Annotated in this window: 35 protein-coding genes; 33 read left to right on the top strand and 2 right to left on the bottom strand. The window is 49.0% G+C overall.

Annotation, left to right across the window (positions count from 1 at the left end):
* Positions 1 to 49: 49 nt before the first annotated feature.
* From WDY75_RS07960 to WDY75_RS08120, 33 genes are all read left to right on the top strand, one after another.
* Positions 50 to 766, top strand: a complete 717-nt coding sequence (locus WDY75_RS07960) for a hypothetical protein (protein ID WP_338842034.1) — start codon at positions 50 to 52, stop codon at positions 764 to 766.
* Position 767: 1 nt separating this feature from the next.
* A complete protein-coding gene (locus WDY75_RS07965; RefSeq protein ID WP_338842035.1) occupies positions 768 to 1913 on the top strand; it encodes an SGNH/GDSL hydrolase family protein in 1146 nt (381 codons plus the stop codon).
* Positions 1914 to 2385: 472 nt separating this feature from the next.
* On the top strand, positions 2386 to 2661 hold the full coding sequence (locus tag WDY75_RS07970) for a hypothetical protein (RefSeq protein WP_338842036.1): 276 nt from the start codon (positions 2386 to 2388) through the stop codon (positions 2659 to 2661).
* Positions 2661 to 2834: a hypothetical protein gene (locus tag WDY75_RS07975; protein WP_338842037.1), complete on the top strand. Its 174-nt coding sequence runs from the start codon at positions 2661 to 2663 to the stop codon at positions 2832 to 2834. Before WDY75_RS07970 ends, WDY75_RS07975 begins: the two co-directional genes overlap by 1 nt.
* 303 nt (positions 2835 to 3137) lie before the next feature.
* Positions 3138 to 3671, top strand: a complete 534-nt coding sequence (locus WDY75_RS07980; protein ID WP_338842038.1) for a hypothetical protein — start codon at positions 3138 to 3140, stop codon at positions 3669 to 3671.
* Complete coding sequence (locus tag WDY75_RS07985; protein WP_338842039.1) at positions 3658 to 5523, top strand: phage terminase large subunit family protein; 1866 nt, start codon at positions 3658 to 3660, stop codon at positions 5521 to 5523. Before WDY75_RS07980 ends, WDY75_RS07985 begins: the two co-directional genes overlap by 14 nt.
* Positions 5524 to 5545: 22 nt before the next feature.
* On the top strand, positions 5546 to 5785 hold the full coding sequence (locus tag WDY75_RS07990) for a DUF6148 family protein (protein WP_152828010.1): 240 nt from the start codon (positions 5546 to 5548) through the stop codon (positions 5783 to 5785).
* Positions 5786 to 5841: 56 nt separating this feature from the next.
* The gene (locus WDY75_RS07995; protein WP_338842040.1) at positions 5842 to 7392 is read left to right on the top strand and encodes a phage portal protein; all 1551 of its coding nucleotides are present in this window, start codon (positions 5842 to 5844) and stop codon (positions 7390 to 7392) included.
* Complete coding sequence (locus WDY75_RS08000) at positions 7370 to 8515, top strand: head maturation protease, ClpP-related (RefSeq protein WP_338842041.1); 1146 nt, start codon at positions 7370 to 7372, stop codon at positions 8513 to 8515. The genes WDY75_RS07995 and WDY75_RS08000 overlap by 23 nt, the downstream gene beginning before the upstream one ends.
* Positions 8515 to 8898 carry a head decoration protein gene (locus WDY75_RS08005; RefSeq protein WP_338842042.1) on the top strand — a complete coding sequence of 128 codons (384 nt, stop codon included), beginning with the start codon at positions 8515 to 8517 and terminating at the stop codon, positions 8896 to 8898. The genes WDY75_RS08000 and WDY75_RS08005 overlap by 1 nt, the downstream gene beginning before the upstream one ends.
* Positions 8899 to 8913: 15 nt before the next feature.
* Positions 8914 to 9948, top strand: a complete 1035-nt coding sequence (locus WDY75_RS08010) for a major capsid protein (protein WP_338842043.1) — start codon at positions 8914 to 8916, stop codon at positions 9946 to 9948.
* A 14-nt stretch (positions 9949 to 9962) separates the two neighbouring features.
* Complete coding sequence (locus WDY75_RS08015) at positions 9963 to 10313, top strand: hypothetical protein (RefSeq protein ID WP_338842044.1); 351 nt, start codon at positions 9963 to 9965, stop codon at positions 10311 to 10313.
* Positions 10314 to 10328: 15 nt separating this feature from the next.
* Positions 10329 to 10685 carry a hypothetical protein gene (locus WDY75_RS08020; protein ID WP_338842045.1) on the top strand — a complete coding sequence of 119 codons (357 nt, stop codon included), beginning with the start codon at positions 10329 to 10331 and terminating at the stop codon, positions 10683 to 10685.
* Entirely contained in the window at positions 10682 to 11248 is a 567-nt protein-coding gene (locus WDY75_RS08025; protein WP_338842046.1) for a phage tail protein, read from the top strand. The genes WDY75_RS08020 and WDY75_RS08025 overlap by 4 nt, the downstream gene beginning before the upstream one ends.
* Positions 11245 to 11745 carry a hypothetical protein gene (locus WDY75_RS08030; RefSeq protein ID WP_338842047.1) on the top strand — a complete coding sequence of 167 codons (501 nt, stop codon included), beginning with the start codon at positions 11245 to 11247 and terminating at the stop codon, positions 11743 to 11745. The genes WDY75_RS08025 and WDY75_RS08030 overlap by 4 nt, the downstream gene beginning before the upstream one ends.
* Positions 11742 to 12098 (top strand): hypothetical protein, encoded by a 357-nt coding sequence (locus tag WDY75_RS08035; RefSeq protein ID WP_338842048.1) that lies wholly within the window; start codon positions 11742 to 11744, stop codon positions 12096 to 12098. The genes WDY75_RS08030 and WDY75_RS08035 overlap by 4 nt, the downstream gene beginning before the upstream one ends.
* Before the next feature lie 2 nt (positions 12099 to 12100).
* Positions 12101 to 13540, top strand: a complete 1440-nt coding sequence (locus WDY75_RS08040; RefSeq protein ID WP_338842049.1) for a phage tail sheath family protein — start codon at positions 12101 to 12103, stop codon at positions 13538 to 13540.
* Positions 13541 to 13554: 14 nt separating this feature from the next.
* The gene (locus WDY75_RS08045; protein WP_338842050.1) at positions 13555 to 14079 is read left to right on the top strand and encodes a phage major tail tube protein; all 525 of its coding nucleotides are present in this window, start codon (positions 13555 to 13557) and stop codon (positions 14077 to 14079) included.
* Between the two features lie 20 nt (positions 14080 to 14099).
* Positions 14100 to 14450, top strand: coding sequence for a phage tail assembly protein (locus WDY75_RS08050; protein WP_338842051.1), 351 nt, complete (start codon positions 14100 to 14102; stop codon positions 14448 to 14450).
* Between the two features lie 176 nt (positions 14451 to 14626).
* Positions 14627 to 17488, top strand: coding sequence for a phage tail tape measure protein (locus WDY75_RS08055; RefSeq protein ID WP_338842052.1), 2862 nt, complete (start codon positions 14627 to 14629; stop codon positions 17486 to 17488).
* Positions 17485 to 17697: a tail protein X gene (locus tag WDY75_RS08060; RefSeq protein WP_338842053.1), complete on the top strand. Its 213-nt coding sequence runs from the start codon at positions 17485 to 17487 to the stop codon at positions 17695 to 17697. The genes WDY75_RS08055 and WDY75_RS08060 overlap by 4 nt, the downstream gene beginning before the upstream one ends.
* Positions 17697 to 18806, top strand: a complete 1110-nt coding sequence (locus WDY75_RS08065; protein WP_338842054.1) for a contractile injection system protein, VgrG/Pvc8 family — start codon at positions 17697 to 17699, stop codon at positions 18804 to 18806. Before WDY75_RS08060 ends, WDY75_RS08065 begins: the two co-directional genes overlap by 1 nt.
* 1 nt (position 18807) lies before the next feature.
* A complete protein-coding gene (locus tag WDY75_RS08070) occupies positions 18808 to 19296 on the top strand; it encodes a phage baseplate assembly protein V (RefSeq protein ID WP_338842055.1) in 489 nt (162 codons plus the stop codon).
* Positions 19293 to 19700, top strand: coding sequence for a phage tail protein (locus WDY75_RS08075; protein ID WP_338842056.1), 408 nt, complete (start codon positions 19293 to 19295; stop codon positions 19698 to 19700). The genes WDY75_RS08070 and WDY75_RS08075 overlap by 4 nt, the downstream gene beginning before the upstream one ends.
* Positions 19697 to 20026, top strand: a complete 330-nt coding sequence (locus WDY75_RS08080) for a GPW/gp25 family protein (protein ID WP_338842057.1) — start codon at positions 19697 to 19699, stop codon at positions 20024 to 20026. Before WDY75_RS08075 ends, WDY75_RS08080 begins: the two co-directional genes overlap by 4 nt.
* Positions 20026 to 21150, top strand: a complete 1125-nt coding sequence (locus WDY75_RS08085; RefSeq protein ID WP_338842058.1) for a baseplate J/gp47 family protein — start codon at positions 20026 to 20028, stop codon at positions 21148 to 21150. The genes WDY75_RS08080 and WDY75_RS08085 overlap by 1 nt, the downstream gene beginning before the upstream one ends.
* The gene (locus WDY75_RS08090) at positions 21143 to 21703 is read left to right on the top strand and encodes a phage tail protein (RefSeq protein WP_338842059.1); all 561 of its coding nucleotides are present in this window, start codon (positions 21143 to 21145) and stop codon (positions 21701 to 21703) included. Before WDY75_RS08085 ends, WDY75_RS08090 begins: the two co-directional genes overlap by 8 nt.
* A 10-nt stretch (positions 21704 to 21713) precedes the next feature.
* Positions 21714 to 23165 carry a tail fiber protein gene (locus WDY75_RS08095; RefSeq protein ID WP_338842060.1) on the top strand — a complete coding sequence of 484 codons (1452 nt, stop codon included), beginning with the start codon at positions 21714 to 21716 and terminating at the stop codon, positions 23163 to 23165.
* A gap of 14 nt (positions 23166 to 23179) precedes the next feature.
* Positions 23180 to 23644 carry a hypothetical protein gene (locus WDY75_RS08100; protein WP_338842061.1) on the top strand — a complete coding sequence of 155 codons (465 nt, stop codon included), beginning with the start codon at positions 23180 to 23182 and terminating at the stop codon, positions 23642 to 23644.
* A 47-nt stretch (positions 23645 to 23691) separates the two neighbouring features.
* Positions 23692 to 23823 (top strand): hypothetical protein, encoded by a 132-nt coding sequence (locus WDY75_RS08105; RefSeq protein WP_338842062.1) that lies wholly within the window; start codon positions 23692 to 23694, stop codon positions 23821 to 23823.
* 87 nt (positions 23824 to 23910) lie between these two features.
* Entirely contained in the window at positions 23911 to 24318 is a 408-nt protein-coding gene (locus WDY75_RS08110) for a hypothetical protein (RefSeq protein ID WP_338842063.1), read from the top strand.
* A gap of 2 nt (positions 24319 to 24320) precedes the next feature.
* Positions 24321 to 25112 (top strand): peptidoglycan recognition family protein, encoded by a 792-nt coding sequence (locus WDY75_RS08115; RefSeq protein WP_338842207.1) that lies wholly within the window; start codon positions 24321 to 24323, stop codon positions 25110 to 25112.
* Between the two features lies 1 nt (position 25113).
* The gene (locus WDY75_RS08120; protein ID WP_071217982.1) at positions 25114 to 25359 is read left to right on the top strand and encodes a phage holin; all 246 of its coding nucleotides are present in this window, start codon (positions 25114 to 25116) and stop codon (positions 25357 to 25359) included.
* A gap of 485 nt (positions 25360 to 25844) precedes the next feature.
* Here the strand turns inward: WDY75_RS08120 and WDY75_RS08125 are convergent, their stop codons facing one another.
* A complete protein-coding gene (locus tag WDY75_RS08125; RefSeq protein ID WP_338842065.1) occupies positions 25845 to 26171 on the bottom strand; it encodes a hypothetical protein in 327 nt (108 codons plus the stop codon).
* Between the two features lie 19 nt (positions 26172 to 26190).
* Positions 26191 to 26418: a transcriptional regulator gene (locus WDY75_RS08130; protein ID WP_338842066.1), complete on the bottom strand. Its 228-nt coding sequence runs from the start codon at positions 26416 to 26418 to the stop codon at positions 26191 to 26193.
* Positions 26419 to 26520: the final 102 nt, after the last annotated feature.

Raw genomic sequence — 26520 nt, forward strand, 5'->3', positions numbered from 1 at the left:
TGCGGGTGCTTTTTCTTTTACATAAATTCTGAGGAGGGAGGTGATTCGAGTGATAAGAAATCAATCTATTTACATCGGTCCGACTTACAAAGGACTCATTCAGCACCAGGTTTTTTACAATGGCATTCCAGAGAGTGTGTATAGGCTGCTGCAGGAGGTTGGTCCGGTGCAAAGGCTTCTCATCCCCGTTCACCTGCTGCCAACGATCAGAAAGCGAATGAAAATGGCCGGAACCCAAGAATACAATGCTTACCAAACCATGCAGGCCGGCAAGCCACAAATAAATGATGAAGGAGTGAAGCATGTAATGAACAGCTCATATTTTGATACCCCGGTACCAAACAAGCAATACAACAGCCAGGGACAACTCATTAACCCCGCAGACAGCTACGATTCGGACGGAGCCCAAAAGGTAAGGATCAAAGCAGCGGCAGAGACAGTCACCCTTCAGAACGCTGCTACGGCTGCAGGCAACGGCACGCCGTTCGCTCCGGAAGACGGGAATTATACACTGACTTTCGAGATCACCGGCACGAGCACCAGCAGGACGGTCCTGTTCGAGCTGGCCGGGCCGAGCGGTCAATACATGCCTGTCACGACCTTCAGCGTAACCGATCCGACCAAGTTTGGGCCGCAGACCACAGGAGGCAACAACACCGCTCCGGAGAGTTGGCAGGTTGAAGTACCAGCAGGGTATTCATTCCGATGCCGGATCAGTGCGGTAACAGGCGGTAACGTTACGGTTAAGGGGAAGGCGGTGACGTGAGGTGGATCTCGGGAAAGTTGCATTGAGCATGGCAAATCAGGCGAGAGTAAAATACCTGTGGGGAACAGGGCTGAACAAGTGGCTCTATGCAGTCTCTTATGCACGAAGAGAAGGGAAGCAACTGAATGTCGTTTGTGCGATTGATTCGCTGTCTGCAGGAGCTGGCGGATCGAGCCCGATAGATTTCTTCCGCCCAAAGATACAGGAGATATTAGGCGACGGAGGAATTGGATTTATAGCAGCAAATAATTCAGCAGTCGTCGCAGAAGGTGGTACGTTAGGCGCCAGCGGTGCAACTCAGAGAACGAACGCAGCATTCGATCCGGCCTCTGATGATAAGTATTGCCCTAACCTGTATTCCATGGTCTTCACGGACAGTGGAGGGTATGCGAATCTCTCTGATAAGAACCACATATTCACAAAGGCCAAGGTAATGTACTTGCAACAACCGGGCGGGGGAACATTCAAATGGGGCGACGCAGCGTATGCGGCTGGACGGATTGACATAAACACTGATGGTGAAAAAGCGGTCAAATTCGTAGAGCATACCGGGACATTTCCGGCGCAGCTGGGAAACACGGTCCAGATCGGGAACGTGGTCGGTCCGGTACAAGTTATGGGCGTGGACCTTCGCAATGGAAACAGCGGAGTAAGGGTTCATCGTTTGGCTCAAGGCGGTACGCAAACCCGGCAGGTAGCCCAGCTTGACGGTGCAATGTATACGGCGGTCCTGAAGAATATCGGCTGCGACCTGTTCATTTTGAATACAGGGATGAATGACTCCGGAACAACTGCTTTCCCAGCTGAAACGGTGGATACTGACATTCGCACTATTCTGGGGTGGGTACGAGCAGCAAACCCTAATGCAGCTATCCTGTTGGTAATGCCTAATGAGACAGCCGACGCCAATCGGAATGCGCTGCTTGAAACGTACCGGCTGAAGATATTGAAGATTGCCCTGGACTTCGATGCTGTCATATTTGATACACGGTGGGTGATCGGGAATTATACGCAGGCTCAGGCAAAAGGGCTTATGAATGATTCGATTCATCCACATCCGACCAATGCAAACCCGATGATTGGAGAAGCCTTGTTCAACTTTATCGGTGGGTCCAATCTGGCGAACATCGAAGGCGTTCTATCTTGATATCCTTTTAGTGGTGGTGAATTGACCCCCACTAAGTAATAAATGCACACATTAACTCTGAAAAAGAGCAATTAATGATGCACGATGTAACAATTATCTAGGAAAGATGTGGAAAACGACCGAATTTGGCTCTATATCAGCTTTGACGGCTGATTCTGAACCTCAGTATAATGGTCTTGTCCTTCTTATCTCTCTAGTAACTAAGTACAATGCTTTTAAATACGGAGCGCAGCGGCACGTATGCCCTTGTCCTTCAACGTTCTTGAAGAGAGATCATTAAAAACCACGGGGGCCTGAAAGCGATTTTCTTTCAGGTCGAGGGTGAATGCCGTCAGGCAGAGGGGGATCATCCCCCTTAAAACACGTACTATGTAACTTTAGTGCTATTAATAGAAAATGTGAGTCACTTTTACGCTAACACCTCAAAATGATGGGGTGTTTTTTTAATGCTCAGAAAGAAAGGATGATTCGAATGCATCAGCCAAAAGCAAACGAGCCCATTGGATTGCCACCTAAACATGAGTATGGTGGGTATCATCTACTCACTTCAGACCAAGCTGCAGCATATAAAGCAAAATGTCTCTATGAGAACCTCATTGAAGAATTTGATGAGGAGACGGCCAAGAGTCTGCTGACTGCTGCAATGCCTGAGATTTACAAGGCTGCTAATACAGGATCAAGGATGGGCGTTCCAGTTGATTACAAGCCTAGAAGTCTAGGCACAAAGAAGAGAGGAGATAACAACTGATGGAGGGCAAGAAGTATGCCGTATTTATTGACTACGGTCCAGACGCACAGCAAAAAGTCTTTGATGATAAACAAGAAGCAGAGGAAGAGTACGAAACTTTAACTAAAGAATCGGATGGCATTCCAGTATATTTGTGTGAAGTGATCAAGCATTCATGCACATTCAATAGATAGGCATATCCACAGAGATTCTAAGCAGGCTTACAGGCGTTCAATGATCAGGATGAATAAATACACGACCGAGGTATAAAAAGACCAGCAGGGGGCGAAATTTTCGATCACGGGTCCTTCTGGGGTCTCAGGATGAGTGCGGGTGCGGACGACCCCGAAATCTCGCTAGATTTTAATTTCAAAAAAAACTTTCGCTTTCGCTTGGCAAGTAGCCGATCGGAGGCGTTTTTAATTTTTGCTTCGAATAATGCATGAAAATTTCGAAACAGTTGATTTCAATGTAAAAACGAAAGTGAGGTGGGGAAATTGGCGAGATCAAAAGCGAAAGCAGAACATCTGCCAGAGAAGGAGGTCATCACCTCGGAATTGGCTGCAATCGTTGGGAAAACTCCCCAGTGGATTCGTCAATTGACCCGGGATGGTGTCCTAAAGCAGGTAGGAAGAGGAAAATACCTGCTTGCTGATGCCGTTCAAGCCTACTGCTTACACGTTTCAGGAGGTAAAGAGGATGACCAAAAGCCTCGATTTATCGACGAAAAGACGGAACATGAGCGCATTAAGAAGGAAAAAGCGGCCCTAGAATTGGCCGAAATGCAAGGGGAACTGCACCGTTCCGCGGATGTTGAAGCTGTCATGAACGATATGCTGGGTGCATTCCGGCAGCGTATCAGGGCAATCCCCATGCGTCTGGCCCCGGAGTTGATCGGGCAGGGAGAACTGAACGTGATAAAAGGCCGGTTGACTGCAGCACTGGACGAAGCCTTGGCGGAATTAGCTGATTATGACCCGGAGTTCTTCCGACAGGAACGAGCAAGGAATGATTCTGATGGCGATTCCTAATTTCTTGAAGACCGAAGCCCTCTTTCGAAAGATTGCCAGGGTCGTAGCTCCTCCCCCAAACCTTACCGTTTCCGATTGGTCCGATCTTTACCGTCGTCTTTCTTCTGAAGCCTCCGCCGAACCTGGACAATGGAGAACTGAGCGTGCACCTTATCAACGAGAAATCATGGATGCACTGAACGATGACGAAACGGAAACTATTGTTGTCATGTCATCGGCCCAGGTTGGCAAAACAGAAATCATTTTGAACATCATCGGATACTATATCCATCAAGATCCGTCGCCGATCATGTTGGTCCAGCCTACTCTTGAGCTTGCGCAAGCCTTCTCAAAGGACCGTCTTTCTCCAATGGTGCGGGATAGTCCAGAGCTGAAAAAGAGAATGGCGGGGACAAAGAGCCGGGATAGTGGGAACACGATGCTTCACAAGACATTTCCCGGCGGACATATAACAATGGCTGGCGCAAACTCTCCGGCCTCTTTGGCATCCCGTCCGATCCGGGTTGTCCTCCTCGATGAAGTGGATCGGTATCCGGTCTCAGCTGGTACAGAGGGTGACCCCGTGACGCTGGTCTCAAAACGGACAACTACCTTCCACAATCGGAAGCGTGTTCTCGTGAGCACACCGACCATCAAAGGAGCATCCCGGATAGAAACAGCTTATGAAGCGAGCAGCATGGAACAGTGGTGTTTGTCTTGTCCGAGTTGCGGGGACTATCAGCCGCTCGCGTGGCCTCAAATTCGCTTCGAAGACGCTATGATGGCCTGTAAGTATTGCGGAACATTACATTCCGAAATTGATTGGAAAGCCCGTCCCGGAAAATGGATTGCCAGAAAGGTAAACCAAAAGGTCCGAGGCTTCCACCTGAACGAATTGGCCAGTCCTTGGAAACGATGGGAAAACATCATCGAAGAATTTAAGGAGGCAAAACGGAACGGCACAGAAACGCTGAAGGCTTGGGTAAATACTTCGCTCGGCGAAACATGGGAAGAGAAAGGCGAGCAGTTGGACGAAGACGTCTTGTACAATCGCCGGGAAATGTACCATGCTGATGTACCGGATGGAGTGAAGGTCCTGACGGCAGCCGTTGATACGCAGGATGACCGTTTTGAAGTTGAGGTGCAGGGCTGGGGGGCAGGTCACGAAAACTGGAGGATTCAGTATCGCGTTATTTATGGCGATCTTAAACAGCCGCAAATCTGGGCAGACCTGGATGAGTTTTTGAAACGAACCTGGGAAGATGCCGAGGGGAGAAAGTTTCCGATCGCGCTGACGTGTATGGACTCCGGAGGACACTTCACGAACGAGGTGCATCGCTTTTGCAAGGAGCGCTCAGCGCGGCGGCTGTTCTCAATAAGAGGGGAAGGATCCGGGGATGGTACCCGGCTGCCTCTGATCATTGGAACTACAACCAATAACCGGTACAAGGCAACAGTCGTCCGGTTAGGGGTTGATGAAGGAAAGTCCAAGATCATGAGCGCCTTGAAAATTCCGGTTGTTGATGAATTCGGAAATAGGTCGCGAGGTTATTGCCACTTTCCATTGACCACAGCGGAACGAAATCGGGGATACGAGCGGCAATATTTTGAGGGACTGACGGCCGAGGCGTTGCATACCAGAGTAAAGATGGGCGTGCCGTATCAAGTATGGGTGAAAATTCGGTCCCGAAACGAACCGCTTGACTTAGCGGTATACAACCGGGCTGCCATCGAGATTCTGCAGCCGGATCTGGAGAACATGCAGCCTTATTGTTCCGGCGCGGCAAAAGCCACTGCGCTCGCTGGGGTAGGTGCAGGAAACAGCATGGCGGATGTCTCGAAGCGGCGTCGCGGAACATCAAGCAGCGTTTAACCTGAGAGGAGGTGAAAAGGAAATGCCATTGTACACTAAAGAAGTAGCACAGCAACATTTGAACGCGTGGCTTGCGGCAGAATTGGCTCTCTCCACCGGGCAATCGTACAGCATCGCTGGCCGATCGTTGACCCGTGCAAATCTCGCCGAGGTTATGCAACAGATCAAATACTGGCAGAAGCAGTTGGATGATATTCAACGGTGCGAGCAGGGACTTGGTCCTCGCCGTAAGGTGCGCAGGTATGTTCCGATTGATTTATGAGTTGGCTAGATAAAACAGTGGCTGCCATAGCGCCTGGACTTGCTGCAAAGAGGGAGATGGCCCGGACTGAAATCGCACGCCAGCGAGCAGTACAAGATGTTTTTAATCAGGGGTATGGCGACCACGGTGCAAGCCGGCGAAAAAACTCCTTGAAAGCATGGAATCCGGCAGCGGGAGACGCTGAGGAAGACATTCACGTCAATCTGGAGGACTTGCGGCCTCGTGCCCGGGACCTTTATATGGGTGGATCACTCGCAAACGGTTCTCTAAAGACGCTTAGAACTAACATAATCGGCACGGGGTTAAGGCTCAAACCTTCCTTCGATGCCGATTTTTTACGCCTATCAGAGGATCAGGCCGCTCGGTTGAAGCGACAAATCGAACGAGAATTTGCACTCTGGGCAGACTCCAAAGATTGTGACGCTGCCGGCATGCACAACTTCTACGAACTCCAGCAGCTTGCGTTTCTATCCTGGATGATGTCAGGCGATGCTTTTGTTTTGTTGCCACTTCTGCAGCGAAAACACGCTACTTATGATCTGCGGGTGAGGTTGTTGGAAGCGGATCGCTGTAGCAATCCTTTAATCAAAGAAGCCGATCTGAACAACAAGGTGAGTAGCGGAGTTGAGGTGGACAATGACGGCATGGTCGTTGCCTACTGGTTCTCTAATAAGCATCCTGGCTCAGCATTGGCATTGCCTACGAAATGGCAACGGGTTGCTGTTGTGGGCGAGGAGAGTGGGCGTCGAAACGTCTTGCACCTGATGGAGGCGGAAAGGCCAGAACAGCGTCGAGGTGTTCCAATTCTCGCGCCGGTAATCGAATCATTGAAACAGCTCGAACGATACACCGAAGCTGAGTTGATGGCGGCGGTGATTAGCGGGATGTTCACCGTGTTTATTGAAACAGCCTCACAGGAACCGGGAGAGTTTGGAGTGTCTCTCCCTCCAGCGGATAATCCGACAGGAGAACCGTTGCCACCCGCAGATGAAGACCTTCGTCTTGGGAACGGCGCAGTCCAGTTTCTAGAACCCGGAGAAAAGGCGTCGATTGCGAATCCAGGGCGACCGAACAGCGGGTTTGACCCGTTTGTTACGGCCATTCTTCGTCAGGTAGGCGCGTCACTAGAACTGCCATACGAATTACTTTTGAAGCACTTTACAGCTTCATATTCGGCGTCTAGAGCAGCCTTGCTCGAAGCTTGGAAGATGTTCCGGATGCGTCGTTCTTGGATGGCAGCGGATTTCTGCCAGCCGATCTATGAGGAATGGTTCGCTGAGGCAGTGATCAAAGGCAGGATAGATGCCCCGGGAATCTTTGACGACCCTCTGTTGTTCAAAGCTTACACCAAGGCAGACTGGCACGGACCTTCTCAAGGACAACTCGATCCGGTGAAGGAAGCGAATGCGGCGGCCATCAGGGTTGAGAATGGATTCAGCACACGGGCGCGAGAAGCAGCAGAGCTAACGGGATCCGAGTATGAGAGCAATGTTCGGCAGCTGGCTTACGAGAAGCAGATTCGTGAGCAAAACGGCCTAGAGTCAGGAGTAGTCGAACAAGGCGTGAAGGGGGGTGAAGAAGAAGATGCCGAAGAAGATCAAGCTTAACGGCCCGGTTATTGGTGATGGAAGTACATGGCTATATGACTGGTTTGGCATGCCGTATATCAGCGCTTCGAAACTATCGAAAGAGCTGGATAGCGCAAGCGGTGACGATGTAGAGCTATACATTAACTCGGGCGGAGGCTCTGTATTTGCCGGATCTGAGGTGTACACCGTTCTCAAGGAATACTCAGGGAAGGTTACTGCGAAAATCACAGGCGTTGCGGCGAGTGCTGCGTCATTTCTTGCTATGGGCGCGGACGAAGTCAAAATGTCCCCGACGTCTCAGATGATGATTCACAATGCGGCAACATGGACGGATGGTGACAAAAACGTTCATTACAGCAACGGGAATATGTTGAGTAGTGTGGACGTGGGAATCACCAATGCATATCGTTTGAAAACTGGACGTACTATGGACGATTTGCTCGACTTGATGAATAAAACGACATGGATGAACGCACAGCAAGCGGTGGAATACGGGTTTGCCGACGGTATTCTGTTTGATGATGAGAATGCTCTGATCGCTGTTACGAACAGTATCAGCGGAGAGATTCCACCAGACGTCGAAACGAAACTACGCGACATCTTGGTCAGCGCCATGTTCAAGGGTGGTGCCAAGAGTGACAGCGACAAACCGAACCCATTCGATGGCTTGGATTTATCGTCCATTATGCCCCAAGTATCAAACAGCCTGGAAAATGGAGATGGTCAGCAAGAAAATGCTGAACCACAAACAAAGGAGGAAGATTCACCTATGGATCTCAACGAACTGAAAGCGAAACACCCTGATCTCTATAACGAGATCATCAATCTTGGAGTAACACAGGAGCGCAACCGTATTACTGAACTCAACGCTCTAGCCGGTGCGCCCGGAGCTGCTGAGATTGTAGCCAAGGCCATTGAGGGCGGTAAGACAGCTGGAGAGACTGCCATGGAGATCGTCAAGGCTTCAAAAGAGCGGATCTCCGACGAAGCCAATCGCCGGAATAAGGATGCTTTGAATAGTGGTATCGATAAGGTGGATCCGGATGAAGCACCTGGGGCACCTAACCCTGAAGCTGCATCGCAAGCGGAAGCGGACGCCCTGTCTGAAGAAATCAATAATCTCGTGGGAGGTCGAAAATAATGCCAGCATACGAAAGTCGTCCATACGATAACTTGATCGCTGGAATGGTCCAGCCAATTGTTACACAGTCAATTCTCATTGAACCAGCAGCAGGTGCGGTGTATGAGCGTGGCACCGTAATGGCGCGAACAGGGTTTGCAGCAGACGGTACATGGATTTGCAAGATTGTTGATACCGCCGCTGCGGCAGCAGGTGAGAAGGTACCTGTGGCCGTGTTGGCCGATGAGCTCGTTGACGCATCGGCTGCTCAACAACGAGCAACGGTGTACACGCAAGGCGAATTTAATCGCGACGCGCTGATCTTTGGAGGAACCGACACAATTGCAACGCACGAAGCGGCGCTCAACAATGCCAAAATCTATACCAAACGGGTTGTAAAATAAGGAGGGCTCACAACGATGGCCATTAAAGATTTGTATTCATTCCCTACTCTCTTGAAAGTAATCGGTCAGCTGCCACCACCAAGCACGTACATCTTGGACACGTTCTTCCAAGACGGGGAAGCGTTCGATACAGAATATGTTGAAATCCAAACAATGAAAGGCAACAAGCCGATCGCACCATATGTTTCCGAGCTACAGCCAGGTAAGGTAATTGAGAGAACTGGTTTTACTGCTGAACAGTACAAGCCGGCACTGATCAAGCCTGCCCGTCCGATCACCTCGATCGATCTCAAGATTCGCAGTGCGGGAGAAAGCCTGATCAACCAGGATCAACCGGAGGTGCGCGCTCGTAAATTGCTCGCCAAGGACATCATTGATCTTCAGGACACGATCACTCGTCGGCTTGTGCAACAAGCGGCTGAATTGATGTTTACGGGCAAGGTTACACAGATCGGTGAAGGTGTCAGTCAAGTTATCGACTACGATTTTACCAACATCATCACGCTTTCCGGCACTGATCTCTGGAGCGATCCTAATTCTGATCCAATTGCATTCCTGGCAACGCAGCGGAGAAATATTATGGCCGCAAATGCCCCTACTCCGAATATCATTTTGGCAGATTACGACGCAGCCGTCGCACTCATGAGACATCCGAAGATTCTCAAGTTGGCCGAGAACAGAGGTGTGGACGTGGGCACCATCGACACTACACTACTTCCGGATGGCGTGACTTATCACGGTCGTCTGCGTGATGTTGGACTTGACGTGTACAGCTACACAGGCACGTACACTAATGATGCGGGCCAAGAAGTCCCATTCATCCCTGCAGGTACGATTTCTATAATGTCAACGCGGGACAAGTTCACATTCCACTATGGAGCCAATGTGATCATGGATCCACGGACTGAACAATTCGTGCGTGTAATGGGTAAAATCACACCGCAATCTTGGGTGACAATCGAGCCTGCTCAGCGTTGGTTGCAGATGCTTTCTCGTCCGCTTCCGGTTCCTGCTAACGTTGCCGGCTGGGTCGTTGCTAAGGTCCTTTAAGGGAGGGAATAACCATGGATATTAAAGCACTTGGTAAGATCCGTCATAACGGTAAGGATTATATCCCCGGCCAAATTGTCCCGGGGTTGACTCAGGAAGAATATGATCGTCTCATTCAGCTTAAAGCGGGCGAAGAAGTCGAGCAGTCTTCATCGAGTGAATCTCAGGAGTACAACGACTTTACCGGCTTTCAATTGAATGGCGCTGTCGTTTTATCCGTTGAGGACTTCGCCAATTTGAAAGCAGATGATCAAAAGGCTCATCTCAAGGCTCTTGAAATCGAACCTGCTGGTAAAGAAGAGGATCGCATCGCTCAATATGAAGAATGGTATGCAGAGCAGGTAACTGCTGGGGGCAACGATTAAGGCGGTGAAAGGGTTATGAACCTTCAAGAGCAAATGGCAATGGACGTACAGCTGACATTTATGAACTCGAATGAGTTCGCTGAAATTCACACGGTGACCACTTACACTGATGAGAAAACAAAAGACGGTCAGAAGGACCGGAAGCTTGAAATGATTGTCGAGAAATTCACCCTGGACGGGCGCCCTATTCAAAGTGCCGACGGAGTTTCTGCTCATAATGCCATTGTTCATATTGATCCAAAAGTTCTGGTTTATACCCCTCGGGTAGACCAGAACTTTTATTTGGACTTTATGCAGTATCGAGTGATGGGCGTCTCCAATGACACTGGCATTTTGAAGATTGTCTTACAGGCGAATGGTAAGCGGCCATGAGTGATTTAATCGATGTAAAGGATAATTTCAAGCAGGTGAAACAATCGTTGAAGCAAATGGACAAGGCGGTCCGTCAGGCTGTCTTGTCCAGCATCAACCGGGCTACGCAGCGGGCCAAGACGGAGACGGGGCGCAAGGTACGAGAGAAGTACGTGGTCAAGCAAAAGGAAGTTTCTGAGACTATCCGAATCAAGAAAGCATTCGGAAACAACCTTCAAGCCACTTTGACATCTCAAGGACATTCCATCCCGTTGATTAAATTCAGCGTTGCTCCCAAGCGCAAGCTTAAGAGGGCTCCGAAGTCACTGAAGGTAGCGGTGTATCGGGGGGGAACCAAGAAGCCTATCCCGAACGCCTTTATCGCTACAACTGGAAGCCATACAGGTGTATTTGAGCGCGAAGGGAAGAAACGGCTGCCGATCGGGGAACTTCGCGGGCCAGCCGTACCGTCAATGGTTGGTAATGAAGAGGTTCGCGAACATGTCCAGCAAGTGTATGGCGAGGAAATGCAAAAGCGCCTGCCGCATGAGCTGGATCGTGTGTTAGGGAGGCTGAAAGCGTGACACCAGTTATTTTGATGGAAAAGCTGCAAGAGTATCTGCAGGGTGTGACGAAAGACATGGCCCTCGGCTCTGGTATCCCTCCCAATATTTATCTTGTTGATTTGCCAGCAAGGGCAACCCCAGAATATGAGGAGCCATTTGAGATGGATATACAACCTGCAGATACAACGTTTGATGACGAAAAGGATGAGAGATGGCCGTTTATCGTGATCATTTTTACCGCTCCTGCTGAGGATAATGAGGAAGGTTTTCGGACGGTTCAGATGGACTTGATATTTGGTTGCGAGGGATCGGGGCCGGATGGATACATGGATGTTTTGCATCTCATGGAATTCGTTCGAGCCTCTTTTTTACGCGAAACCTTTGAGGGGTGGCCTGCACGCCTAACCCTCCCCCTTTCGTATAGTTTTTATGAAGAACAAGCAGATCCTTATTGGATGGGCTATATGACTACCAATTGGGAAATGCCATCAATGGTACAGGAGGTATGGAAATGAGTTCTAAGAAGAGTCAGAAGGAAATTGAACAGCAGGCTGTCGATCCCGAGACATTTACAGGTAATGCCCCTGTATTGATCGAGGGAGAGGCAAAGGCCGCAGAGGTGGAAGTGCCAGCTGCTCCAGAGCAATTGATTTACATCGGCCCACCGATCCGCAAAAACGGCGTCGGACTCCGGACCAATCAAGTGTTTATTGGCGGACATCCCGCCTTCCTTAAGGCGTTATACACAGAATACCCACATATTAAGTCGCTGTTTGTGCCGGTGGATAAGCTGCAGGAATCCTTAAAACAAATCAAACAGACAGGAACGGCACTTAATGCCGCGCTTCTGTCCCTGAAAGGAGTTTGAACATGGTTGATTTTCATGGTGTAAAAACCACAGAGGTATTTCAACCCAAGCCAGCAGTGGTGCAATCCAATACGCTACCATTGTATGTCGGAACGGCTCCGATCAACATGGTCGCGAATCCTGCTGATGCGGTTAACAAGGTTATTCTAGCCAAAGATATCAATGAATTCCGGGCAAAGCTCGGATATTCCGATGATTGGAAGTCTTTCACTCTCTGTGAAGCAGCGAACGCTCATTTCGTGGAATCAGAACAAGGGCCTATCGCTTTTGTGAACGTGATGGATGTGACGGATACGGAGGTCACCGCACCAGTGGCAGCCACGTTTAAGGACGGCCTACACACGATCGACAAAGAAGGCGTGCTGAAAGCATCCGTAACGGTGGCCGACGGATCGACAACCTTTGACCGAGACAAGGACTATACACTCACTTTTGATGCTGCGGGTAAATTGGTCATTGCTATCGTGAGTGGCGGTGCTATCCCGGCTGGTACCACGTCACTGCAGGTGGGTTATAGCTCGCTGAAAAAGTCCAATGTGACGGCCAGCCGGATCATCGGTGGTACTGATGCACAGACGGGCGAGCGTTCCGGACTGGAACTGATCGAAGATGTGTTCCTGGAGACCTCGTTCGTGCCGAACCTGATCGTAGCACCGGGTTGGTCACATGATCCGATAGTGGCTGCTGTGATGGTTGCGAAATCCAAGAACATCAATGGTCTATTCGAAGCGCATGCGGTCACGGACCTCGATGCGAGCCAGAAATATGTCGACGTCGCGGCTTGGAAGGAAGACAACGGTTATACCAGCCATCTCCAAACGAACACGTACCCTATGGCGACATACAAGGGGCGTACTTACCACATGTCTACGTTGGTGACGGCCGACATGCTATCCACTGACGCACAAAATGAGGGCGTGCCGTATCAGACTCCGTCGAACCAGCCTATTACAGCTGACGGTCTGGTATACGCTGATGGAACTCCTGTCCGGATCCCATTTGATCAAGCCAACGTACTGAACGCCAATGGTATCGTGACAGGCATCCGATGGACGAATGGATTCAACGCATGGGGCAACTATACTGGCGCTTATCCGGAATATAAAGACGCGCAGCGTGCCTTTATTCCGGTTCGACGTATGTTCTCTTACATTAAAAATCAATTGGTCCTGCGACACTGGCAACAGGTGGACGATCCGCTCAATCGACGTTTGATCGAATCGATCGCAGACGGAGCGAACATTTGGCTCAATGGATTGGTCGGTGCTGGCTATTTGCTCGGTGGTCGCGTTGAATTCCTCGCTGCTGATAATCCAGACAGTGAGCTCGGTAACGGCAAGATGGTATACCGTGTTTATATCACGCCGCCTTCCATGGCCCAAGAGATCGAGTTTATCGTCGCTTACGACGTATCATATCTGGCTGCTTTGACAGCAGCTTAAGGAGGCTCCACTAAATGAAAAATATTCCGATTAAGCTTGATGGCTTATCTGTGTTTCCAGAAGGGAGTAATAATAACTTAGCAACCGGTGATATCACTCTCCCTAACCTCACGCCCCTAACAGATACATTGTCTGGGGCATCTATTCTCGGGGAGGTTGACCTGCCTTCCCGGGGACATTACGGATCGTTAGAGCTTGGGATCGCTTGGCGGACTATTAATAAGGACTCTTTTGATCTGGCGAGTCCTGACTTTAAGGGCCTGGAGATCCGCGGTTCGTTTAGCGAATTTGATAATACTAGAAGTGCTGTTGCGAACAGGGCAATTAAGATTGTTGTTCGTGGGTTTAGTAAAGGTCTTGACCTTGGGACATTGGCACAAAATGCCGCAACCGGAACAACAAACACGATTGAGGCAATATACCTCAAGATCTTCATTGATGGTCAAGCAGTGTTTGAACTGGATAAGTTTAATTACATCTGTCGGATTAACGGGCAAGATGTTCTAATCGACATTAGAAAAGCGCTGGGGTTAGCCTAATTTAAGAGGAGGATAAGGATATGAGTGATAAGGTTGTGCAAACAGAACAGTTGGAGGAAATCAAGTCGGCCGGTACAGTGATTAAGCTGTCCCGGCCTATTTCATGGGAAGAAACAGAATACAAGGAACTGGTCCTTGATTTTGATGGTCTCTCTGGTGATGACATCATGGCGATTGAGTCGGATTTCATGGACTTCATCAAAGGGCAAAAGAACGTATTTGTTCAATTCAAGGGAGAACATCCTGGTTACCATGCGGTAGTAGCTGCGCGAGCTGCTGGGGTGAGTCCATTCATGATCAAAAAACTTCCGGCCCGTGATTTCTTGAAAGTGACAGGTGCTGCAAAAGATTTTTTGAACGGTTTGGTTTAAAGGAAGATCCAGCCCGTAGCGTGATGAAAGTGTCGATTAGATTGTCCCGGAAGATGAAGGGTGACATTCCATACTGGATGAGTCAGCCGTTTTGGTCGCTCTGGGAATGGCACACCGCGGCCCTCGAAATATACCAGGAAGACAAAGCGAATTCTCCGAAGGAAGGGGGTTAATCGATGCCAAAGAAATATGAAATGTCGTTCGAATTGAACGGCGAAATAGACCCCCGACTAAAGAGGAATTTCGAAGTAATGAGCAGGGAGGTCAACGGCCTAGGTAGAGACCTGGGCGACCTTCGCAAGGTTAGAAGCTTTGACGAGATTGCCAAGGAGACTCGTGAAGCCTCAGGCGCATTCAGCGAACTAAGGGAAAATGCACAGGAGTTCGGAGAAATATTCAGTCGTGTCGGCCAATATACCGGAGCATACGCCATCATCGATAAGATAACCGGATCAATTGGCGCAATGATCACTACGATCGGAGAACTGGATGCTCAGTCCGGACAACTTGGGGCAGCTACAGGAGCGACAGCGGCTGAATTGGAAGGTCTTCAAGATATCTCTGAGGGTTTGTATCGTAAGGGACTCGGCGAGGGCGTGAGTGACCTCACAGACGCTCTGGTTGTTGCTCGAAACGTTACTAAGCAGCAAGGCGATGAGCTGGCGACAACGACCAGGAATGCTATTGTCCTGCAAGACGTTTTCCGGTTCGATATCCCTGAGTCCGTGAAAGCCTCGGACACCATGATGCGGCAGTTTGGTATCACGTCTGAAGAATCCATGAACCTGCTTGCCCAGGGGGCGCAGCGGGGGCTGGATAAGTCCGGCGAATTGCTCGATTCAGCGAACGAGTACGCTCCGCAGTTCGCTGCTCTCGGTTATTCAGCGAATGAGATGATGGATTTCTTTGCTTCTGGGTTGGAAGCAGGCGCATGGAATTTAGACAAAATTGGGGATTTAGCGAAAGAATTCAACATCCGGATTCAGGATGGCAGCTCGAAAACCGCTGATGCTCTTGGCGCTCTGTTTGCTCCGGAAGGCATCGAAGAGTTTACGACAGCCCTGACCAAAGGTGGGACCAAATCGGCCGAATACATGGAGTTGCTGAAGCACGTTTCCGCCGATACTGCCCAGCAAATGGTCAAGGACCTCCAGAAGGGCGGCAAAGGCTCGGAAGATGCATTCAAAGCCCTGTCAAGCATCATGGGGGGCGGGAATAAAATCTTAGCCGATCTGAGTACCGGAGCCCTCAAAGGCAAGGACGTCATGCAGCAGGTCATCGCGGAGCTAAATACCATCGATGACACGGTTTACCGCAACATGCTCGGGGTCGAGCTCTTTGGTACCCAGTGGGAAGACCTGGAGAAGGACGTTGTTGCTGCTCTAGGATCGACTAAAAGTCAGTTCGACATGACAACGGCAACCATGGAAGAGATGGCAGCTGTCAAATATGACAACCTGACCCATGACTTGAAGGTGCTTGGTCGTGAGCTCATGGACGATGTGATCGTCCCGATCGGTGAGGACCTTATGCCGGTGCTGAAGGACATGACAGCCTGGGCAAAAGATAACAAAGACGTTATCAAAGCTATCGGGCTTGCTGTTCCGGCAGCCTTGCTTGCCAAAAACTCGGTAGGTATGGTTAAGGATGTCACCAGCGTGGGCAGGGCGTTATTTGATACAACGAATGGAGTGAGCAAGTTCGGTAAGTTTGCGGGTCTGTTGACCAATCCAATAGGTTTGGCCGTTGGTGCTGTGGGTGCCCTTACACTCGGCGTTGTCGCTTATAAAAAGCGCCAGGAGGAAGCTCGTCAAGCACTCATCAATATGGGCGATGCATTGGATGGAGCCTTCGATAATTACGATGATATCGAACATCAAACCAATCGCACGAAGAACCTGATTCGTGAATATGACAGACTCACGGAGAAGATAGGCAATGCAGAAACTCCGGCAGCCCAACTTACTGAAGCACGCCGTAAATTAAAGCAGGTGGAAGAAGAACTGATCGCTTTGAATCCAGCGATTCTAAAAGCAGAGGACGCGAAAACGGATAGCTTCCGGGAGCAATTGGGGCTCGCAGATAAGTTGAATCAAACTCAGCTTGATATGGCGAAACGGGATATTGAGAATAAAATTCTCAATGCAGAGGCCGATCTACCAAAGCTCCGTGAAGAGTACCAGAAGCTCATTGATGACGCATCGGAGTTCGAGCGCATTAGTGATGAGTCGAAAAATAATTATGTTCTATTGTTAGATTTTTTGGAGCGAAGGAACGCAATTCTCGACAACGAAAGTCTCCCAACGGATGTGGCTACGCAGCAGTTAACGGCCCTTGCGGACGAACTTGAACGCATATCTGATTTCGACTTCGGTGATCAGCTTCAAACATTAGACGGAGTTCCTCAAAAGCTACTAGATAACTCGACGGAATACTGGAATAAGTACAAAAGCACCATGGAGGAAGTCGGGGAAGCTAAAAACAGCTTTCAGGACCTCTATGATAGCCAGGTTGCACTGATCGAGTTGAATTTGGGTGCTCCAATCGATGAAATGTCTCAGAAATATGACGAGCTTTCAGTAAAGGAAAAGCAACGATTCGATAGCGCTATGCGACAGCTCCAGACGTTGAACGAAGAGATGGGCAACCTCCCTCTAGAGAAACAGATCGATGTATCTGTTGTCTGGAGACAAACCGGAAATAGGCCGGGAGTAAACCTTCAAACGATGGAAGCTTACGCGGATGGTGGTTATGCGAATAAACCTTCGATATTCGGTGAAGCCGGTCCAGAGATGGCCATCCCGATTAAAAAGGATAAGCGCTCTAGGGATCTGCATGCATTGACTGGCCGAATGCTTGGTGTTGATTCCGAGTCATCCGGAGGTGGAGGAGACTTCATTTTTAATCCCCAATACAACATTTATGGGAATGCCGATGTTGAAGCGATCAAGGAAATGGATAACAGAAACAGAGCTGATTTCAAAGCACAATTTGATGCGTATAAACGTCAGCAGCAAAGGGTGAGTTTGGCACAATGAAAACTTATAGAACAATTCAAGGCGATACTTGGGATAGTATCGCCTTTTCTGTTGCTGGGACAGAATCCTTTATGTCTAACCTGATTAATGCCAATTTGGAGCATGTCGAGGTTGTTATCTTTCCTGCCGGTATCAATCTAAATGTACCGGAGGTCCCTGTGCCTGTTTCTTCCACACTGCCGCCATGGCGATTGGAGGATGATGAGTAATGAAGACGGTTCTGGACGGGCGCAGGGCATCTTTGATGCTGAAATACAACGGTGTAGAGATGGGTACTGAGTACCTTCACAAATACCTGATCGATTTCACATATGAAGACGCAGCTCCTGGGGATCAGGACAGCATTTCCGTTACGCTGGATGACAGGGATGCTAATTGGCAGGGAACCTGGAAGCCGAATTTCGGAGATAAGTTGAACGCAGAAATTACGGTTATCAATTGGGATAAACCCGGTGAAAAGGCGAAACTGCCCTGTGGATCGTTTGATGTGGATGCTATCGACATTGACGGACCACCTGACAAGGTAATCGTCCAGGCACTGGCACTGCCCATTGAAGGGGCTCAGGCGAAGCAAGAGACACGAACAAAGGCTTGGGAAAAGGCTAAGCTAAAAACCATCGCACAGGACATCGCCAGCCGCGCAAAGCTTAAACTGCTATACTCTGCTTCCTCCAATCCGACATATGAGCGGCTTGATCAGACTGATCAAACGGACTTCTCCTTTTTGGTTCAAAAGGCAAAGGATGAGGGCGTCGCTGTCAAAATATCGGGCGGTAAACTGGTCTTGTTTGACGAAGAAGAATTTGAGAAGAAACCGGCTGTCCTGGATATCGTCAAGGGTAAGGGCAACATCATCAGTTATAGCTTTAGCGATAGCAGCACAACGACTGCCTACGGCTCATGTGTTGTTACCTATCGTCCGCCAGCCCCGACCAAAAAGGCAAAGAAGAAGGGGAAAGGAACGGCAAAAACTGCTGTGGCTGCTGCGGCAAAAACCACATCATCGAAAATGATAACCGGGAAGTACAGCCTGCCTAAAGCGCAGGGGCTTCCAGTCCTTCGAATTAATGAGCGCGTTGAGACGGTGGCCGAAGCAAACAGGCTTGCTAAAAACAAACTGCGGGAGCATAACAAGCAGGCGGGTCTTGGTTCATTTTCGCTTGACGGTGATATTCGTCTGGCATCGGGAACCACAATCAACATTAAGGGGTATGGCCGATTTGACGGCAAATACATCATAGTGTCCGCAACACATCGAATCGGATCGAATGCAGCATATACAACGGACATCCAAATCAGAAAGGTCTTGGGGTGGTAGCATGGCTTCAAATGATTTTAAGAATATATTCCGAACCGGGGTGTGCGACACCTCAGACCCCGAAACGGGAACGATAACGGCCGTATTTGAAGATCGAGACGAAATGAAATCTGGTATCCTCCCTGTAATCACAACAGGAGGATGGGGGCGAACCAACGCGCTGCCTGAGCCTGGTCAAGAAGTGGCGTGTTTATTCTTTGCGAACGGAATTTCGGACGGAATATGCCTCGGTGTGATCGATGATGACGAGGACCCACCCGGCACACCGGATCAAAGAGGGATATGGTTTGATGACGGCTCCTACGCCTATTATGACCGAACCATTCAAAAGCTGGTCGTTAAGGCTGCGGGTGGGGTGGTGCTGGATGGTGATGTGACGATCTCGGGAAAATTAACCGTGGATGGAGATGTTACGCTCGGCGGAAATGTAAAGGTAGCAGGAAACCTTGTCGTGGATGGAGGTATAACAAGAGGCGGTGAAAGCTTATGAAAATCGGGCTTGGTGCATTAGGGGATGTGGTATTTATCTCTTCCTTTAAAACTCCAATCAAGGTGCGGACATTCCGGGATTTCCAGCGCGATTCCTCGGCAAGATGGGGGAGCAATGATATCCATCTCCAAAAGCCCCGCAGCCAGTATCTCGGCCCGGGGCTTGATACGATATCGTTCAACATGACACTGGATGCGCGACTTGGTATGAATCCCCGGATGGAAATGGAGAAGCTGCTTGGTTATCAAAGGGACGGCAAGGTTATGCTGCTCCAGATCGGCGGGAAGCCCCTTGGTCAGGGTAAGTGGAAAATCATGGACCTCAGTCAAACTTGGGAGAGCGTTGATCGGGAAGGTAATCTTCTGAAAGCTTCCCTGTCCGTCACATTGGAGGAATACGTATGATTGAGCATAAGGTAATTGGATCGCCGCCAGCTGCCATGCGGTTCGGGTTGACTGGAATTGAATCCATCAAGCAAAACATTCAGGTCATAGCAAGCACATATGTAGGCACGGTCCCTCTGGATCGTGCCTTTGGTATATCTCCGGATGTTGTTGACCAGCCGGATATCATTGCCCAGGCGCTCCTTATAAATGAGCTCATGGCAGCCATAGCAGAATTTGAACCGCGGGCCGAAGTGACTAGCATCGAATTCGAGCAAAGCCAGGAGAAAACAGAGCAAGGGAAATATTTTGCTGTCATCAGGTTTGTAGAAAGAGAGGTGCAGTGATGGCACTCGTTGAGTTACCAGATATCAAGTTTGTGGAAGATGACGTAAACATGGTGTTCGAGGAACTGGTCACAGTTTTTCAGGGGATGACCGGGCGGATTCTAAACCGTGCAGATCCTGAGATGTTGGTGTTAAGAGCGTACGCCTTACTATTCGTACAGCAGCGTGTCCTGATCAACCAGGTCGCCAAGGGGGAGTTATTGAGATATGCCAAGGGTGTGATCTTGGATTATTTAGGAGATCCGGAAACGCCTCGGTTGCAGGCAGAGCCGTCCCTTACGACAGAGCGATTCACGCTGTCCATTCCACTCGTGACCCCACAGATCATCCCAGCAGGAACCCGAGTAGCCCCAGAAGGTGCAGAGGGTTCTATTTTGTTTGCAACGAAGAATGCGGTGACCATACCTGCAGGAGTCACGCAAATTGATGTTCTGGCTGAGTGTACGGTCCCGGGAGTCATCGGGAATGGGTTCTTACCGGGCCAGGTTAATACTCTCATTGACCCTTTACCGTTTGTTGCGTCTGTGACCAACCTGACGACCACCACAGGCGGCGCAGACACCGAGGATGACGATTCATACCGGGAGCGTATCAGAATGGCTCCTGAATCGTTTTCCACGGCTGGACCAGATCAAGGGTACGTTTATTGGGCCAAGACAGCCAGCGCCGCTATTGTGGACGTTGCGGCCGTGTCAGAGTCACCGGTGGAGGTTACAGTCGTGCCATTACTTGCGGGAGGGGTTATCCCGACTCAGGAAATCCTTGACGCTGTGGCAGAAAAGGTGAATGGCAGGAGAATTCGACCTCTTACAGATAAGGTTACCGTCCAGGCTCCTGCGGTAGTCCCTTACAACATCGAGTTGACTTATTACATCAGTAGGGATCGAGCTGCGGAGTCCTTGGTCATACAGGATGCTGTAGGGAAGGCAGTGGCGTCATATGCGTTGTGGCAGAAATCAAAGCTTGGACGGCATATAAATCAGTCCGAACTGGTTGGGAGAATCATGAATGCCGGTGCATTGAGAGTTAACGTGGTAAGCCCAGTCTATACGCCGATAACTGATCTGCAGGTGGCCCAAGATACTACGATTAACGTCACGTTTGGAGGGCTTTCTGATGACTAACATCGAGCAGATAAGCATTTATGACCTACTGCCGCCGAATGCACAGGCGGACCCGACCGTATCTGCGGCAGCTCTTTCTTTAGACAGCCACATGCGGGAGCTCACACAAAAAGCGAAGGACCTTTCCTTTTACCGTCGTTTGCTGGAAGGAAAGATCACGGACGCCGAAGCCGATGAACGGGCTTGGCAGGATCATGTTGACTTTTGGGATACGTCCTTGCCGCTTGAGCAGAAGATACAGCTGCTTTTGAACGCAAAGGAGTTTCACCGGATAAAGGGAACTCCAGCCGCTATTGAGGATCTGATTACAATCCTCTTTGGCGAAGGGAAGGTCGAAGAATGGTTCGAATACGGAGGGGTGCCGGGATACTACCGAGTTACCACGAATAACCCGGAGGTAACACTTGACCGGGCTCAGGAGTTTTACCGGGCGGTCGAATCGGTCACGAGACTGAGCGCTCACCTGGAAGAGGTGATCCTGTCACAAACAGAATCATTACAGCTTTACTTTGGGACCGGCATGGTCGTGAATGAACACATCATAATCAGGTAGGGGTGAAACAATGTCATCATTTGGAGCAAAGGGATTGACCAATAAAGGGAGGGTGTTGCAGGCCAAGGCACAAGCAGGCGTGCAATTGAAGTATACGAAATATGTGCTTGGTGATGCTCAGCTTGGCGGACAGTCGATCGCAACCTTAACTGGGGTAATCAGCCCCAAGAAAACAGTCGATGTAACCAGGCTAAAGATGACTCCGCCAAATCAGGCTACTGTCGGGTTTGTCTTATCTAATCAGGATGTAACGACAGGATTTTATTTTCGAGAACTTGGCCTGTATGCGTTGGACCCTGATGAGGGTGAAATTTTATATTGGTATGCTAACGCAGGGGATACAGCTGATTATATCCCTCCAACAAACACTGGAGACGTCATAAGCAAAACCATTGACATGTTGGTTTACGTGGGAACTGCCTCAAATGTCACATTAACGATTGATCAGAATCTTGCTTATGTGACACACGACGAGTTAGCTGCTGCATTAGAAGGACTTGATCCGGATATCCCGCTGGCTTCTCTCACGGAACCTGGTATCACACAACTATCAAATGCAATAAACAGCACTTCAGATGCACTTGCTGCCACGCCATCAGCAGTAAAGAAGGCTTATGATCGAGCCGATCAGGCTTTTACAGCTGGCAATGAGCGTAAAGCGGAAGTGGTTGCCGCGCTTGTTGCCATTGGTGTATCGGCATCCACAAGTGAAACATGGGAGCAACTCATTCCTAAGATAGCGGCGGTTATACGGGCGACGGGGAATGCAACGGTATCTGACGTAATTGCAGGTAAGACGTTTAGTAATGCAACAGCGAATGGCTTAACAGGGAACATCCCTGATAGGGGAGCTGGAGGCATTGTTACCCCTGGAACAACAGATCAGACCAAAGCAGCTGGACGCTATACAAGTGCGATTACAATCAAGGGAGAGCCAAACCTGATTGCGGGTAATCTGCCGAAAGACAAGACGTTTTTCGGCATAACAGGACTCCTAGAACGCATGACCACCTCTGAGAAACAGGCTATAGCGAATGCGATAACGGCCAAAGGTGTGGCTGCTTCGGTGAATGATACAAATACTGTTCTTGCGCAAAAAATCGGGCAAATTAAAAACACCCTTAGATCAGCATCTGGGTCCTTAACCGTTCAAAATGTAGACAATTACCCATACCAAGTCACAAATTTGGCCTTCAAACCCGTACTAATCGTGGCGCAAGTATACTTAAGAATTGGCTCCACCTATACAGCTACATCAAGAGGTTATATATATGCTGATGCTTTTGGATTCCTAAGTAACGCTGCGAACATTGATTATTATAATCCTAATGAACAAGAAAGTAGTGGGTCCAGTTCTGTGGCGATGGCTTCAGCGCAATTCGGAAGCAATTCCGTTACTTTTACACTCAGTTCAAGACTTTTTTATGCTTCTGATATACCTTATGTAGTGTATGGGATTTAAAGGGAGGTGCAAAGATGAACTTAGGTCGAAAAATTTATTGGGATAGTATCACAGGTGGAATAATCATTGATCGGATGGAAATGGAAGGATCAGTGCGTGAATCCACGGTTGAAGAAGACTTTCAAACATATATTAAATTGGTGGAAAGAACACCAGAAACAGTTCTCGGGATACTACTCGACCACGGTAAATACTCACAAGATTTTGATGAAAGTGTTTCGTTCAAGATTGTTGAATCTGCCGAGCCGGTTGAAGGCATCACTACAATGATCGGAGAAAAGTATTATGATCTTGAATTCGAATATCGCGATCCGAATGATCCAGAAACCCCACAAGAGCCGAGAAAACCGCTATCGGTAGAGGTCGAGGCATTGAAGCAGGAAAATACTCTGCTGAAAGCGCAGAACAGCGCATTGACGGAACGAACGGAATTTATTGAAGACGTCATCGCAGAGATGGCCACACAGGTTTACCAGTGATACGCCGATTCCTTTACTGGATACTCTGGAAAGGAGGTGGAGGCGATATGATGGCGATGTTTTTTGCTCAACGTGTGATCTTGAACAAAACCAAGTTTACTGATGTTCCGACAAGCTTACAGCCGGGAGTACGCGATATCTTGGTTGATAGCGGACTTGAGTTCCTAATCCAAGATTAGTTTTACAGAAGCGCCGCAAGGCGTATTTTTTATGCCCCTGGGTGGTCCGGGGGCTATTTTTATACAGAGAGATTGGGGGAGATGGTCATGCCGGAAGGAGACGTGATTGAAATTGAGCAATTACGATCTAAACAAGAAGAGTTAGAGCAACAACTGCATAATCTAGGCGGTGAGTTTGCAAGGCTGTCAATGGCAGCGGTAGCTGATGACCAGCGTTTTAAGCTAATCGAACAGAAGGCGGACCGGCACGAGGACGACATCCGGCAGCTTAAGGATTCCACCAGGATCATGCAGATTCAGTTTGAGCAAGTTATGGGCAAGATTGACACGCTCGAAATGAAGCTGTTCAACTGGCTCCAGCAAACGCAGAAGGAGAGCGCGAAAGAAAGGACGACCAGCCAAAAGCAATGGATGAGCTTTTTACAGTTCGTTCTCGGAGGCACGATCATCGCCATTGTAACGTTCATTTTTGCCAAGGGGGCGTTCGGGCCGTGAATATGATCGATTTACGGGGGAAACTTCCCACCCATAAAACTAAGAAATACAGCACCCGGAAGCTGACCGATATCCGATCGATTGCTATTCATCATTCATTGACCTTCACAGGATCGCCTGAAGCCTTCGCTACCTATCATGTAAACACCAATGGATGGCCGGGCATTGCCTATGCTTTTGTGGTCCAGCGTGACGGTACCGTGTACAAGTGTTGGGACCCTGATAAGGTCACCTATCACGTAGGGAACAGCAATAAGCACGCCCTTGGAATTTGCATGGTTGGGGACTTCCGGACGCAGCAGCCAACACCAGAGCAGTACCAGGCGACGCTTGAACTGGTCCGCCAGCTCCGGAAAGTTATTCCTTCGGCTCAACAAATCAAAGGCCATAGCGAGTATCCAGGGTACGCATGGAAGGCATGCCCGGTCATTGACATGGATAAGTTTCGGGATGATGTGGATAGTAAAACACCTGAAAGGGATGAGGGAATGAACGCTTCAGAAAAGGCTGCATTTGAGGCCATGGAACGTAAGTTATCCAGCCTTGAAAACAGCAACAAAGTCCTGAAGAAGGGACTGCAGGAGCAAGGGGCATCATTGAAAAAGCAGAAGGTACGCATCGAGGAGCTCGAGAAGCTTCAGAAGATGGACGTACCGAACTGGGCAAAAGGCGCGGTTGATCAAGCATTCGATGCAGGGTTGATTTCGACCAAGAGCCCAAGTAGCTACGAATTTTACCGTATGCTCACGGTCCTGGAGCGTGGCGGCATGATTATTAAAAGAGGAGATGTTTAACATGAAAAATAGAAAATGGGGAAATTATGGGCTGTGGGTTTCTATTGTGGCAGCAGTGCTGCTTGTAGTATCCGCAGCGGGCAAGTTGTTTGGGTTTGAAATCACGGAGGAACTGAACGCCAACATTACCGGGTTCGCGATGGCGATTCTCGGCCTGCTGGTGATCCTAGGGATCATCTCTAATCCCAAAGAAGGAACAGGATATACGGACAAGGATAATAAATCGGACAAACGAAACTTCCTGTGATATTTACAACATATCCCATATGGTTTATAATCATCTTAGTATCAACGGTAGCACCGTGGTGCAATCCGATGGCATCGGTAAAGGAACCTCACTGGCTCAGGCTGGTGGGGTTCTTTTTTGCGTTCTGGGCTGATATAATACAAACGAATGTTCTTACTTTTACAGGGGGTATTTAACATGCTACCGGATCCTGAACGTAAGCTTCTCCGTATCCTCATCAATTATCCGAGCCCAGTACATAAAAGCCGTATGCCTGATTTTAAACGCTTAGAGATGATGACTGGGAGAAGGCGCCCAGATTTACTGATAGGGCTTCAGTACCTGGAGGACCAAGGTTTTATAGTGTGGCCGGATAAGGCTACGACAGAGGGTATTCTGATCATTAAGACAGAGAACCTGGAGAAATCGCCGCCACCCAGGAAGGGTAACATTGACTACTGGACGAAATATTAAAGCCTGCCGGCGTCATGCCTGGCAGGCTTTTTTTACTTCTTTTCCAATTCTTCATATAACTTTTTGACTTCGCTCGAATTTCCTTCTTCCATTAGTTCAGCGATTTTGGCAAATTGTTCTTTGTCTTCCCCTTCATATTGCGCAAGAAGTCCTTTTACAAACTTTATATCTGTTTCAATATCGCCTTCAGTTTTGTTTTCAATGTCATGAAGGTACATATCAATCCCGGTTAAAAGCGATTCATGGTAATCCGTTTTTCCCTTCCCACACGCTGACAAAATCATCACTGCTATAATCAAGACCGCAATAATTCCTTTAAGCTTCACCAAACATCCCCCCAGTAATGTAATTTTCTCCATGCGGATCCCCATCCCTCTTTTACGGCCAAAAATCAATTGAAGTTACATCGAATCCATTCTTGCGAAGTGCTGATATGACCATGGATTTCGACCGTACTTGAATCTTATCCGCGTCTCTTTCGCCGTCACACAATCTCCAGATCACGTTCCTACTTAAACCAGCCTCCTTCGCAAGCCAATCCTGACTAAGTTTGTTGTTATCAAGAAATCTCCCTAATGGTGATCTTTTCTTTCCTAATCCAAACATATAACAATCGCCTCCCTATTATTCAGGGTGGACAATCTATGAAAAAAATATTCAGAAGTTGAAGCAACTTGAGCAAGCCGTGCCGCATAGATATGTAACCAG

The sequence above is a fragment of the Paenibacillus glucanolyticus genome, from assembly GCF_037333485.1.
In the GTDB taxonomy this organism is placed as follows: Bacteria; Bacillota; Bacilli; order Paenibacillales; family Paenibacillaceae; genus Paenibacillus_AQ; species Paenibacillus_AQ glucanolyticus.

Excerpts from the sequence above, each read along its gene's own strand:
- WDY75_RS07970 (WP_338842036.1), top strand. The coding sequence starts at position 2,386 with ATGCATCAGCCAAAAGCAAACGAGCCCATTGGATTGCCACCTAAACAT.
- WDY75_RS07975 (WP_338842037.1), top strand. The coding sequence starts at position 2,661 with ATGGAGGGCAAGAAGTATGCCGTATTTATTGACTACGGTCCAGACGCA.
- WDY75_RS07985 (WP_338842039.1), top strand. The coding sequence starts at position 3,658 with ATGGCGATTCCTAATTTCTTGAAGACCGAAGCCCTCTTTCGAAAGATT.
- WDY75_RS07990 (WP_152828010.1), top strand. The coding sequence starts at position 5,546 with ATGCCATTGTACACTAAAGAAGTAGCACAGCAACATTTGAACGCGTGG.
- WDY75_RS07995 (WP_338842040.1), top strand. The coding sequence starts at position 5,842 with ATGGCCCGGACTGAAATCGCACGCCAGCGAGCAGTACAAGATGTTTTT.
- WDY75_RS08000 (WP_338842041.1), top strand. The coding sequence starts at position 7,370 with ATGCCGAAGAAGATCAAGCTTAACGGCCCGGTTATTGGTGATGGAAGT.
- WDY75_RS08005 (WP_338842042.1), top strand. The coding sequence starts at position 8,515 with ATGCCAGCATACGAAAGTCGTCCATACGATAACTTGATCGCTGGAATG.
- WDY75_RS08010 (WP_338842043.1), top strand. The coding sequence starts at position 8,914 with ATGGCCATTAAAGATTTGTATTCATTCCCTACTCTCTTGAAAGTAATC.
- WDY75_RS08015 (WP_338842044.1), top strand. The coding sequence starts at position 9,963 with ATGGATATTAAAGCACTTGGTAAGATCCGTCATAACGGTAAGGATTAT.
- WDY75_RS08020 (WP_338842045.1), top strand. The coding sequence starts at position 10,329 with ATGAACCTTCAAGAGCAAATGGCAATGGACGTACAGCTGACATTTATG.
- WDY75_RS08025 (WP_338842046.1), top strand. The coding sequence starts at position 10,682 with ATGAGTGATTTAATCGATGTAAAGGATAATTTCAAGCAGGTGAAACAA.
- WDY75_RS08035 (WP_338842048.1), top strand. The coding sequence starts at position 11,742 with ATGAGTTCTAAGAAGAGTCAGAAGGAAATTGAACAGCAGGCTGTCGAT.
- WDY75_RS08040 (WP_338842049.1), top strand. The coding sequence starts at position 12,101 with ATGGTTGATTTTCATGGTGTAAAAACCACAGAGGTATTTCAACCCAAG.
- WDY75_RS08045 (WP_338842050.1), top strand. The coding sequence starts at position 13,555 with ATGAAAAATATTCCGATTAAGCTTGATGGCTTATCTGTGTTTCCAGAA.
- WDY75_RS08050 (WP_338842051.1), top strand. The coding sequence starts at position 14,100 with ATGAGTGATAAGGTTGTGCAAACAGAACAGTTGGAGGAAATCAAGTCG.
- WDY75_RS08055 (WP_338842052.1), top strand. The coding sequence starts at position 14,627 with ATGCCAAAGAAATATGAAATGTCGTTCGAATTGAACGGCGAAATAGAC.
- WDY75_RS08060 (WP_338842053.1), top strand. The coding sequence starts at position 17,485 with ATGAAAACTTATAGAACAATTCAAGGCGATACTTGGGATAGTATCGCC.
- WDY75_RS08065 (WP_338842054.1), top strand. The coding sequence starts at position 17,697 with ATGAAGACGGTTCTGGACGGGCGCAGGGCATCTTTGATGCTGAAATAC.
- WDY75_RS08070 (WP_338842055.1), top strand. The coding sequence starts at position 18,808 with ATGGCTTCAAATGATTTTAAGAATATATTCCGAACCGGGGTGTGCGAC.
- WDY75_RS08075 (WP_338842056.1), top strand. The coding sequence starts at position 19,293 with ATGAAAATCGGGCTTGGTGCATTAGGGGATGTGGTATTTATCTCTTCC.
- WDY75_RS08080 (WP_338842057.1), top strand. The coding sequence starts at position 19,697 with ATGATTGAGCATAAGGTAATTGGATCGCCGCCAGCTGCCATGCGGTTC.
- WDY75_RS08085 (WP_338842058.1), top strand. The coding sequence starts at position 20,026 with ATGGCACTCGTTGAGTTACCAGATATCAAGTTTGTGGAAGATGACGTA.
- WDY75_RS08090 (WP_338842059.1), top strand. The coding sequence starts at position 21,143 with ATGACTAACATCGAGCAGATAAGCATTTATGACCTACTGCCGCCGAAT.
- WDY75_RS08095 (WP_338842060.1), top strand. The coding sequence starts at position 21,714 with ATGTCATCATTTGGAGCAAAGGGATTGACCAATAAAGGGAGGGTGTTG.
- WDY75_RS08100 (WP_338842061.1), top strand. The coding sequence starts at position 23,180 with ATGAACTTAGGTCGAAAAATTTATTGGGATAGTATCACAGGTGGAATA.
- WDY75_RS08105 (WP_338842062.1), top strand. The coding sequence starts at position 23,692 with ATGATGGCGATGTTTTTTGCTCAACGTGTGATCTTGAACAAAACCAAG.
- WDY75_RS08110 (WP_338842063.1), top strand. The coding sequence starts at position 23,911 with ATGCCGGAAGGAGACGTGATTGAAATTGAGCAATTACGATCTAAACAA.
- WDY75_RS08115 (WP_338842207.1), top strand. The coding sequence starts at position 24,321 with ATGATCGATTTACGGGGGAAACTTCCCACCCATAAAACTAAGAAATAC.
- WDY75_RS08120 (WP_071217982.1), top strand. The coding sequence starts at position 25,114 with ATGAAAAATAGAAAATGGGGAAATTATGGGCTGTGGGTTTCTATTGTG.
- WDY75_RS08125 (WP_338842065.1), bottom strand. The coding sequence starts at position 26,171 with ATGGAGAAAATTACATTACTGGGGGGATGTTTGGTGAAGCTTAAAGGA.
- WDY75_RS08130 (WP_338842066.1), bottom strand. The coding sequence starts at position 26,418 with ATGTTTGGATTAGGAAAGAAAAGATCACCATTAGGGAGATTTCTTGAT.